This is a genomic window from Larkinella harenae, assembly GCF_054780515.1.
This window is the reverse complement of sequence record NZ_BAAGWE010000024.1, coordinates 1-10487: the sequence shown is the minus strand read 5'-3', so window position 1 is coordinate 10487 and position 10487 is coordinate 1. Positions and strand designations below refer to the sequence as shown.

Genomic DNA, 10487 nt, shown 5'->3' with positions numbered 1-10487 from the left:
CATTCGAGTACAATCGTACAAACGAGACAAGCAGCTTAAGAAATTTCGGAAAGGGGCCAAAACGTAGTTTTATCCTACTTTTCTTCCCTTTCCAACTGTAGCGTATCTATTGAACCACTACAGTTAAGGGGCTTAGGCCCCTTTTTCTTTTTGAATCTTTTGCCCCAATGTTTCGTTGTTTTAGCGATCCTCGCCTTTTGTGCTCTTTTTATTTTTTACTTTTGTATTCATACTTTTCTTCAATCTTGTGAAATGTTTCCACGTGGAACATTTTCCAAACTTTAGTAAAACTTCAATTATATGTTCAATAAGTATGACGTCATTGTGGTCGGAGCTGGCCATGCCGGTTGTGAAGCTGCGACGGCGGCTGCCACAATGGGCTCGTCAGTTTTGCTGATTACCATGAACATGCAAACCATCGCTCAGATGTCGTGCAACCCGGCAATGGGCGGGGTGGCCAAAGGACAAATTGTGCGGGAAATAGATGCATTGGGTGGCCAATCCGGAATCATCAGTGACAAATCCATGATTCAGTTTCGGATGTTAAACCGTTCAAAAGGTCCCGCGATGTGGAGTCCACGTTGCCAGAGTGATCGAATGCTATTTGCGACAGAGTGGCGTAAAACATTGGAAGAAACACCTAACCTTGACTTCTGGCAGGACACCGTTACTGAAGTGATCGTAAAAGACAAGCGGGTAACGGGTGTTAAAACCAGCATGGGGATGGAGATCCAGTCCGACGCGGTTGTGCTGACGAACGGAACGTTTCTAAACGGGAAAATATACATTGGAGAAAAGACATTCGGAGGAGGGCGCACCGCCGAACGATCCGCAACGGGACTAACCGAACAGCTGATCCAGTTGGGTTTTGAAGCGGGGCGCATGAAAACCGGAACACCTCCGCGAGTCGATGGCCGAAGCTTGGATTATACCCGGATGGAGGAGCAACCCGGCGACGAAAATCCGGGCAAATTCTCCTACATGAATACACCGGCTTTGACCAAACAACGCCACTGTTGGATCACTTATACCAACCCGGAAGTCCATGAAGTTCTAAAGACAGGCTTCGAAAAATCGCCCATGTTTACGGGTCGAATAAAAGGATTAGGCCCTCGTTATTGCCCGTCGGTAGAAGATAAAATCAACCGGTTTGCGGATAAAGATCGTCACCAGATTTTTGTAGAACCCGAAGGATGGGATACCGTAGAGGTCTACGTGAACGGTTTTTCAACTTCATTGCCGGAAGATGTTCAGATCCGTGCATTGCGTAAGATATCCGGATTTGAGAACGCAAAAATGTTCCGGCCAGGTTATGCGGTAGAGTACGATTATTTCCCACCAACCCAGCTGAAGCAGACACTCGAAACCCAGCTCATTGATGGCTTGTTTTTCGCCGGTCAAATCAACGGAACGACGGGCTACGAAGAAGCCGCCTGTCAGGGCCTGATGGCGGGAATCAACGCACATAACGTGGCCAAGGGGTTAGATGCATTTACGCTGAAACGCTCGGAAGCTTATATCGGTGTTCTGATTGATGACCTGATCACAAAAGGCACGGAGGAACCGTACCGAATGTTCACATCCCGGGCTGAATACCGTACTCTGCTGAGGCAGGACAATGCCGATCTGCGACTCACCGAAAAGGGTCATAAAATTGGTTTGGCAACCCAGGAACGCTACGATTTGATGACCGTTAAGCAGGCCAACGTGATGACCATTTTGGATGAGTTGAAGCAAATGAGGGTTTATCCGGAAAGTATCAACCCTCTGCTTGAGTCATTGGGCAGTGCACCAATTCGGGAAAAAACATCGCCCTACGCACTCTTGAAACGGCCCGAGATTAACCGGCAAGAACTGGAAAGAATGGGGGATGGCGTTGCCGATTACGTGCGCGCTTACAATCAGGAAACTGTGGAGGAAACCGTCATCACCGTAAAATATGAGAGCTATGTTGAGAAGGAACGATTGACGGTAGAACGAACAGAGAAGTTAGAAAGCCTGCTGATTCGACCAGATTTTGACTTCGACCGCCTGTCGGCTTTGTCCTTCGAGGGTCGGGAAAAACTAAAGCGAATCCGCCCACAAACCATTGGTCAGGCGTCGCGAATCAGTGGCGTCAGCACCTCTGATATTTCAATTTTGATGGTGTACTTAGGTCGGTAAGAGTATGATGATTGAGCACTTGATTGAGTGTCCTGTTTGCGGAAACCAGTCCTTTTCAAACTGGATTGTATGCCAGGATTCTTTGGTTTCGAAGGAAGATTTTACCATTCAAAGCTGTGGTAAATGCGGTTTTAAAGCAACAAACCCACGGCCTGTTGAAGAAGAGATCGGAAAGTTTTACCAGTCGGATGACTACATCTCACACAGCGATACACGGGAAGGAATTGTCAGTCGGCTATACCACACAGTTCGTTCCATAACGGTTCGCCAGAAGGTCAAGCTAATCACAAGACTGTCGCCCCGCAACGGAAAATTGCTGGATATTGGCAGTGGTTCGGGTTATTTTCTTTCAGCAAGTCGGGCAGCTGGCTGGCAGGTGATGGGCACAGAACCGGATGCCAACACCCGACGCCAGGCCGAAAAACGAGTGCAAACCGAACTCAAGAGATCAATCGAGGAGCTGGATGATAACCAACAATACGATGTTATTACGATGTGGCACGTCTTGGAACACGTTCACCGGCTCCCCGAAACGCTGGAATGGATTCGGGCGCATTGCCGTCCGAATGGTCATCTGGTCGTTGCCGTTCCGAACTATCATTCCTGGGATGCCAAACATTACAAAGAGTTGTGGGCAGCCTATGACGTACCCCGACATCTTTATCATTTTTCTCCGAGTACTATGAAGGCGTTGTTACGTCGGTACGGTTTTGAAGTCATTGATCAAAAGCCCATGCTGTTTGACGCCTTTTATGTAAATATGCTCAGTACCAAAAACCGTGATGGAAAGCCGGCTTACTTTGAAAGTTTTTGGAACGGCGTTCGTTCTAATTGGGCAGCTTATCAGAACGGAGGCAATTATTCGAGCCTGATTTATATCGCTCAGGCTCGATAAATAATTAAATTATCCATGCCCTGAATAGCTCAACTATTCAGGGTTTTTTATGCCAAAAATGAAACAAGCACTCTTCCTGTTCGGAATCATCCTCGTTTTTTTGAACGCCTGTTCACAATATGCCGCACCGATCGGTGGCAAAAAAGATACGCTGGCCCCCGTGCTGGTGAAAAGCATGCCCATCAATAAACAGAAAAATTTTGATGGAAAAACCATCGAACTTTTTTTCAATGAATACATTCGGGTAGAAAATCCGAACCAAAAAATTCTGATAACACCCGAGCCTGAATCCCCTTTCAAAGCCCGAATCAAGCCAACCAGTTTTCGGTTGGTTTTCGAAAAACCTTTCAAAGAGAATACAACTTACACATTCAATTTTACCGACGCTGTCAAGGATGCCACAGAAAATAATCCGGCCCTGAATCTGAAGGTAGTATTCAGCACAGGCAGTACCATCGATTCATTGAGGGTAGGAGGGAAGGTCATTGATATCCAAACTGGCCAACCCACCCTGAATACATTAGTGGGGTTATACATTCCAAATGATACTCTGACACCAACCAAAGCAAAACCGTACTACTTTACACGTACAGATACCGCTGGTGTTTTTTTGTTGGAGAACGTACGCAATGGTCGCTACAAAGTATTTGCATTTGATGATAAAAACCTGAATCTCATTTTAAATCCAAGTACGGAAAAAGCCGCTTTTTTGCCGGGGGACCTTAACCTGGAAACAGACAATGATACGCTGAGATTTGAGCTGTTTGCATTCAACAATACTCCTCCACGCACCATCCGGTCGCAACAGCTTGTTACTAGTTATACGTACGTGTTCGATCGAGGAATCGAAAAGTACAACGTAAAATTTGAAAGCCCGGAAGACAGTATTCCGTCGTATCTGAGGACGCCAACCGAGTTGACCTTTTACAATGCCAAAAGTTCGACAGATACCGTGCGCGTACAGATCTCCGTGATTGACTCGCTAAAAAATACAGCTGAATTAACCCAGAAATTCAAATTCCGAACACCTACACGTCGTGAAACGCCGGACCCGGTAACTATCACAGCCAAGCCGGCCGATAACGGCGATGTTGATCGAAACATGGAAATAGAACTTCAGTTTTCAAAACCGATTAAAGGAATAACCAGCGATTCATTACAGTTGCTAACCGACAGTACAAACCGTGTTGAGTTGACCAGTCAGGATTATCGGTGGGAGGCAAATCAAACTCGCTTCATTATAAAGAAGGCAACCAATTTTCGCCAGAATGTTATTCTTCGATTGGGCAAAGGTGCGTTTATCAGCGTGCTCAATGACTCAACAGCGGCCACGGAACTTAACTACTTGTTGCGGGACCCTGAAAAGTACGGTATTCTGACGGGGCAGGTCAATACAAAGGCAAAGCAATTCATTGTAGAGCTGCTGGACGAAAATTTCAAGCTCGTCGATAAACAAATAAACAACCCGAGTTACCGATTCGTTAACATTAAACCAGGGCGTTACCGGTTGAGGGTTATCATTGACGAAAACGGTAATGGGCGTTGGGATAGCGGTAACCCACTTGAAAACCGACTGCCAGAACCTATCTATTTCTTCACCAACAACAAAGGCATTATACCCATCAAGGCCAACTTTGACATTTCTGAAAATATTGACGTAAACTGAAAAGGTCAATGTAAAATTAAAAAAGCACAAATAATCGGTGGAAAAGTACGTGGAAAAGTCTGTGGATTGTGTGGATAAAATGTGAACGGGTACAGAAGTTGCTGTGGACAATGTTGATTCGTCTGTGGATAAAAGATTGACAAGCGTTGATTCGTGTAAAACATTGCGCTTTTCCACAACTTATTCCTATCTTAATTAACATGTGGAAATGTTGACTATCTGTCATGTGGAAATGTGCTTAATTGAAGTGGGTTTTCCAGACACCAAATGTGGATAATCGAATTTTAAGCTGATTTACAGTATCTTATGTGTGGATAAGTTTTAAGCCTTTGTGGATAAGTTTCATTTTTTATCCACAAATTCTAAAATCAATTGTGCATAAAAAACTTGTCCACATATCCACAGCCACCAATCTTTAATAACCCTTTATTATTTAAGAAATAAAAAAAGAAAAATGAAGAAGATAGTAGGACTACTGATGATGCTACTGCTGGCAGGTTTGTCGGTTGGATATGCTCAGGAAGGACCGGAGCTGGCGGATGAATATTTCAAAAAAGGGGAATTCGAAAAAGCGTATACGATCTACCAGCGGTTAATGAAAGCTGGCGCCAGCAAACAGGTGATGAGTCAGTATGTGGAAAGTGCAGTTAAGCTGAATAAAATAGGTGATGCCGAAAAGGTATTCCGGAAGCTGGTGAAAGGAGATGACAAAAATCCGTATGTGTTTCTGCAAGCGGGTCTGCTGGAAGAAAGTCGCAATGATTCAGCTAAAGCAGAAGTTTATTTTAACAAGGCTATTGCGGTAGCCGGAAGCAGTGTGAACGGTTTGCCGGAGCTCGCACAGGACTTTGCGGAGAAACGAAAACCGGAATGGGCCATCAAAGTATTCAGGAAAGGCCGGGAGCAAAGCCGCGAGCCATTGGCTTACGCTGGCGAGCTGGCGCGTTTGTACGGTGCAGTAGGGAAAAAGGAAGACATGGTCAACGAACTGTTGCATTGGGGATTAATTCCGGGAAATCGGGACAATGTACAGGCGATGCTTCAGGATAACCTTAAAGATGCCGACCAGAAAATGCTGGAGACCGTACTTTACAAAAAAGTGCAGGAAAGTCCGAATGAAATGTTCTACACCGAAATGCTCGTGTGGTACCTAACGCAGAAGAAAGAGTTCTATAAAGCATTCATTCAGGAACGAGCCCTCGACAAGCGCCTAAAATTGACCGGTGTGCGCGTTTATGACTTAGGAGCCGTTGCACTCCAGAACAAGGATTATAAGAACGCAGCGGCCATGTTTGAGTACGTAGCGAAGGAATATCCGCAAGGGCAGCTGTACGCGTTTGCCCGTCGGCTGGTTATTAAGGCCCGGGAAGAGCAAGTAAAAAATACGTATCCGGTGGATAACCTGGAAATACGAAAGTTGATTGCCGACTACCAGAAGATGTTTCAGGAATTGGGCAAGAACACCCGTACGCTGGAGGCTCTTCGAAGTACGGCCAATCTGTACGCGTTTTACCTGGATGAAAAAGATACAGCCTTGACCATTCTGCAGCTAGCTACCGAAATCAGCAAAACGGAGAAGAACTTCATCGATCGCTGTAAGTTGGATATGGGCGATATCTACCTGTTGAAAGGCGAACCCTGGGAGGCAACCTTGCTCTATTCTCAAGTCGAGAAATCTCAAAAAGAAGAATTATTGGGTTACGAGGCTAAACTGCGCAATGCTCGTTTGCACTACTATAAGGGCGATTTTGAGCTGTCAAAGGAAGTACTGGATATTCTGAAACAGGCAACCAGTCGGGAAATTGCCAATGACGCCGGGGCACTTAGTTTGCTGATCATGGACAATACGGGACTGGATTCGAGCGAAACCGGCATGAAGGAATTTGCGGCTATTGAGTTGATGCTGTTTCAGAATAAGGTGGATTCAGCGGCCCTTGCCCTTAGCGAAATGTATACGCGTTACAAGGATCATAGTCTGGCCGACAATATTTTATGGCTGCGGGCCAACACACTGATTAAACAGAATAAGGTGGACGAAGCCTTGCAGGATCTGGAAAAAATAACGACAAACTACAGTGAAGATGTGCTGGGCGATGATGCGCTGTTCCTGACCGCGAAAACCTACGAAGAAAACAAAAAAGACAAAACCAGAGCGATGGAACTCTACAACCAGCTTTTACAAAAATACCCGGGTAGTATTTTCGGAGCTGAAGCCCGAAAACGGTTTCGATCGCTCCGTGGCGATGTGATCAACTAAATCAAAAAGTCCCGCTTCAGAGCGGGACTTTTTGATTGTTAGGCAGTTTGGAGTAGAAAGTCTTTGAATTCGGCAAAATCAGCTTTCATTCGAACGCTTTCTTTGGGTCGGTTCATCAATTCTTTCAAGGCTTCCGGAATGTGGACAGAATTGTGGATAACTGACTCAACCAGCTCTTTAAATTTAGCCGGATGGGCGGTAGCCAGCGATATTCCACAGGTATCCGGGTTGGATTGTTGATAACTTGTTAATCCTAGATAACCAACAGCTGTGTGTGGACACATCACATAACCAAACTGTTGATAAACAGCAGCCATGGCTTCTTTCGTTTGATCATCCGTGAAATAATAGCCCGACAGTTTTTGTTTTAACGTTTCAAAATTATCGTCGAACAAATGCGTCAAACGAACGAAGTTGCTTGGATTTCCCACGTCCATAGCGTTCGAGATTGTTTCAACTGATGGATTAGGCTGATAAATGCCGTTCTCAAGGTATTTGGGCACGACGTGATTGAGATTAGTAGAAGCAACAAACTGATGAACCGGCAGACCCATTTTATACGCTAGCGCGCCGGCACTCAGATTGCCGAAGTTTCCGCTGGGAGTTGAGAAGACGACCGGTTTACCCAGGTGTTTTACTTGTCCGTAAGCCCGGGCGTAGTAAAAACTCTGGGGAATCAATCTGAAAATATTAATTGAATTGGCCGAAGCTAAATTAAATTGTTGATTCAGTTCCGGATCCGTAAATGCCATTTTTACCAACGCCTGGCAGTCGTCAAAAGAACCGTCCACTTCAATTGCCGATATATTCTGCCCCAGCGTGGTCAACTGTTTCTCCTGCAATTCGCTGACGCGGCCAGTGGGGTATAGAATAGTGACCTTTATACCAGGTACGCCCAGAAATCCCATTGCCACGGCCCCGCCAGTATCACCGGAAGTTGCCACCAGAATATGAACCTCTCGGTTCGATTTTTCCAGGAAATAGCCCATCATGGCAGCCATATACCGAGCCCCTACGTCTTTGAAAGCTAGAGAAGGGCCGTGAAATAATTCCAGAACGTGCGTTTTACCATCCTCAAGAGCTACAACAGGTGTATCAAAAGGCAGAGCCTCATGAACCAGTTCTTCCAGCTTAGCAGACGGTATTTCATCGTTGAAAAGTGCGGAACTGATTTGGAAACCAATGTCGGCTAAAGAGCCATTCGAAACAGCATCAAAAAAGTTAGCACCCATTGAAGGGATCGTTTCTGGCATATACAAGCCCCGGTCTGCTGGCAAACTACGCAGCAACGCTTCTTCCATAGAAACACGGAAGGAAGGATTATTCGTACTGTAGAACTTCATGATCAGTAGCTAAAAAATTGCCGCAAGTTACAAAACCCCAAACCGTTAAGCGAGCAAAAGGATAGACAAATGAGAAAAAACAGCCGCAATAATGGGTGGGAACCTAAATCCTTTACTTTCAATTATATAATTTAGCAAGCTTCAACTATCAACAAACGACATGTCAGTAGGCTTTTTTCAGGTACCATTTCCGCAAAACGAACCGGTTAAAGAATACCGTCCAGGCTCCGATGAGCGTGCCCAATTAAAGGATGCGCTAGCCGATGCTTCTTCAAAAACAATCGATATTCCGATGTATATCGGTGCCGATGAGGTTTGTACCGAGGTTAAAAAAGAAATTGTTGCTCCGCATAACCGCCACCAGATCCTAGGATATTATCATGAAGGGGATCAGGGGCACGTTGAACAGGCCATAACCGCGGCATTGAACGCCCGGGAAGAATGGGCCAATTTGTCATGGGAACACCGGGCTAGCATCTTTCTGAAGGCGGCTGAATTACTGGCAGGGCCATACCGCTACAAAATCAATGCGGCAACCATGCTGGGGCAGTCCAAAAATGCTTACCAGGCCGAAATCGATTCCGCTTGTGAGTTAATCGATTTTCTACGATTTAATGTTCAGTACATGACGGAAATCTACAGCCAGCAACCGCGCTCATCGGCCGGCGTCTGGAACCGTCAGGAATACCGTCCTCTCGAAGGGTTCATATTTGCCCTTACGCCGTTCAACTTCACTGCTATCGCGGGCAATTTACCAACCGCTCCAGCCATGATGGGGAATACCATTGTCTGGAAACCGGCCACGCAGCAGATTTACTCGGCGAAAGTAATTATGGACGTGTTGAAAGAAGCCGGGCTGCCAGACGGAGTCATCAATTTGATTTATGTAGATGGACCCGTAGCGGGTGAAGTGATATTTAACCACCCGGACTTTGGCGGCATTCACTTTACGGGCAGCACGGGTGTTTTCCAGCAGATCTGGAAAACAATTGGTGAAAACATTCATTTGTATAAATCATACCCGCGTATTGTTGGCGAAACCGGAGGGAAGGATTTCGTCCTGGTGCACGAATCAGCCGATCCCAAAACCGTTGCTACAGCATTGGTGCGTGGAGCCTTTGAATACCAGGGCCAAAAATGCTCCGCAGCTTCGCGGGCGTATATTCCAGTGCCACTCTGGGAGCAAATTCGGGAGTATCTGGTTGCTGACCTGCAAAAAATCAAGATGGGAAGCGTCGAGGATTTTCAAAACTTCGTTAACGCGGTCATTGATGAACGGGCATTTGACAAAATCACCAACTACATTACCAACGCGAAAAATGACCCAGCCATTGAAGTGGTTGCTGGGGGCAATGTGGATAAAACCAACGGGTTTTTCATTGAGCCAACGGTTTTGCTATCTTCTGATCCGCTTTCTGTCACCATGTGCGAAGAGATTTTTGGCCCCGTTTTAACAATCTATCTCTACCATCCGGAAAATTTCGAGCAAACCGTCGAGCTGGTCGATCAGACATCACCTTACGCCTTGACAGGTGCGTTCTTCGCCAAAGATCGTTACGTAATTGACTGGGCAGCCAAAAAGCTGGTAAACGCGGCCGGTAATTTCTATATTAACGATAAGCCAACAGGGGCCGTAGTGGGTCAACAGCCATTTGGTGGTGCCCGGGCTTCGGGTACAAATGATAAAGCGGGGTCAATACTTAATTTGCTGCGCTGGGTTTCGCCCCGGGCAATTAAAGAAAATTTAGCTCCGCCAGCCGATTTTACCTATCCATTTATGGCAGAAGAATAGCCAATAAATAGGAATTTCAAGAAGGAATTGTACCACGAAAAGAAAATGAAAAATAATTGAGTTTTTTTCAAACAGGGACTTGCGCTAAGTAAAACAAACCACTACCTTTGCAGTCCCAATTAGATAAAACGGCTGAAAGAAATGACATTTCAGCCACAGTTTTCCAAAAGAGGAAGACACGTTCTTTGACAAGTTGACCAAGTAAGTAAGGAAATAAGTACCTGCGTATAGTACAATACAAATCATTTACAATGGAGAGTTTGATCCTGGCTCAGGATGAACGCTAGCGGCAGGCCTAATACATGCAAGTCGAACGGATGCAGCAATGCATTAGTGGCGCACGGGTGCGTAACGCGTAAGCAACCTACCTA

The 10487-nt window shown here is 45.8% G+C and carries 6 protein-coding genes and 1 rRNA gene; 6 read left to right on the top strand and 1 reads right to left on the bottom strand.

Annotated features, from left to right (window positions below):
• The first annotated feature begins 300 nt into the window (after window positions 1-300).
• From mnmG to ACYVH9_RS31415, 4 genes are all read left to right on the top strand, one after another.
• On the top strand, window positions 301-2163 hold the full coding sequence (gene mnmG / locus ACYVH9_RS31430) for a tRNA uridine-5-carboxymethylaminomethyl(34) synthesis enzyme MnmG (RefSeq protein WP_460640423.1): 1863 nt from the start codon (window positions 301-303) through the stop codon (window positions 2161-2163).
• Between the two features lie 82 nt (window positions 2164-2245).
• Window positions 2246-3058: a class I SAM-dependent methyltransferase gene (locus ACYVH9_RS31425; protein WP_460640422.1), complete on the top strand. Its 813-nt coding sequence runs from the start codon at window positions 2246-2248 to the stop codon at window positions 3056-3058.
• Window positions 3059-3116: 58 nt separating this feature from the next.
• On the top strand, window positions 3117-4724 hold the full coding sequence (locus tag ACYVH9_RS31420) for an Ig-like domain-containing domain (protein ID WP_460640421.1): 1608 nt from the start codon (window positions 3117-3119) through the stop codon (window positions 4722-4724).
• A 454-nt stretch (window positions 4725-5178) separates the two neighbouring features.
• On the top strand, window positions 5179-6981 hold the full coding sequence (locus tag ACYVH9_RS31415; RefSeq protein ID WP_460640420.1) for a tetratricopeptide repeat protein: 1803 nt from the start codon (window positions 5179-5181) through the stop codon (window positions 6979-6981).
• Between the two features lie 38 nt (window positions 6982-7019).
• Here ACYVH9_RS31415 and thrC read toward each other — a convergent pair whose 3' ends face one another.
• On the bottom strand, window positions 7020-8324 hold the full coding sequence (gene thrC, locus ACYVH9_RS31410) for a threonine synthase (RefSeq protein WP_460640419.1): 1305 nt from the start codon (window positions 8322-8324) through the stop codon (window positions 7020-7022).
• A 160-nt stretch (window positions 8325-8484) separates the two neighbouring features.
• Between thrC and pruA the strand changes: the two genes are divergently transcribed.
• Complete coding sequence (gene pruA, locus ACYVH9_RS31405; RefSeq protein ID WP_460640418.1) at window positions 8485-10116, top strand: L-glutamate gamma-semialdehyde dehydrogenase; 1632 nt, start codon at window positions 8485-8487, stop codon at window positions 10114-10116.
• Between the two features lie 248 nt (window positions 10117-10364).
• Window positions 10365-10487: ribosomal RNA gene (locus tag ACYVH9_RS31400) — 16S ribosomal RNA — on the top strand; the annotation flags it as partial.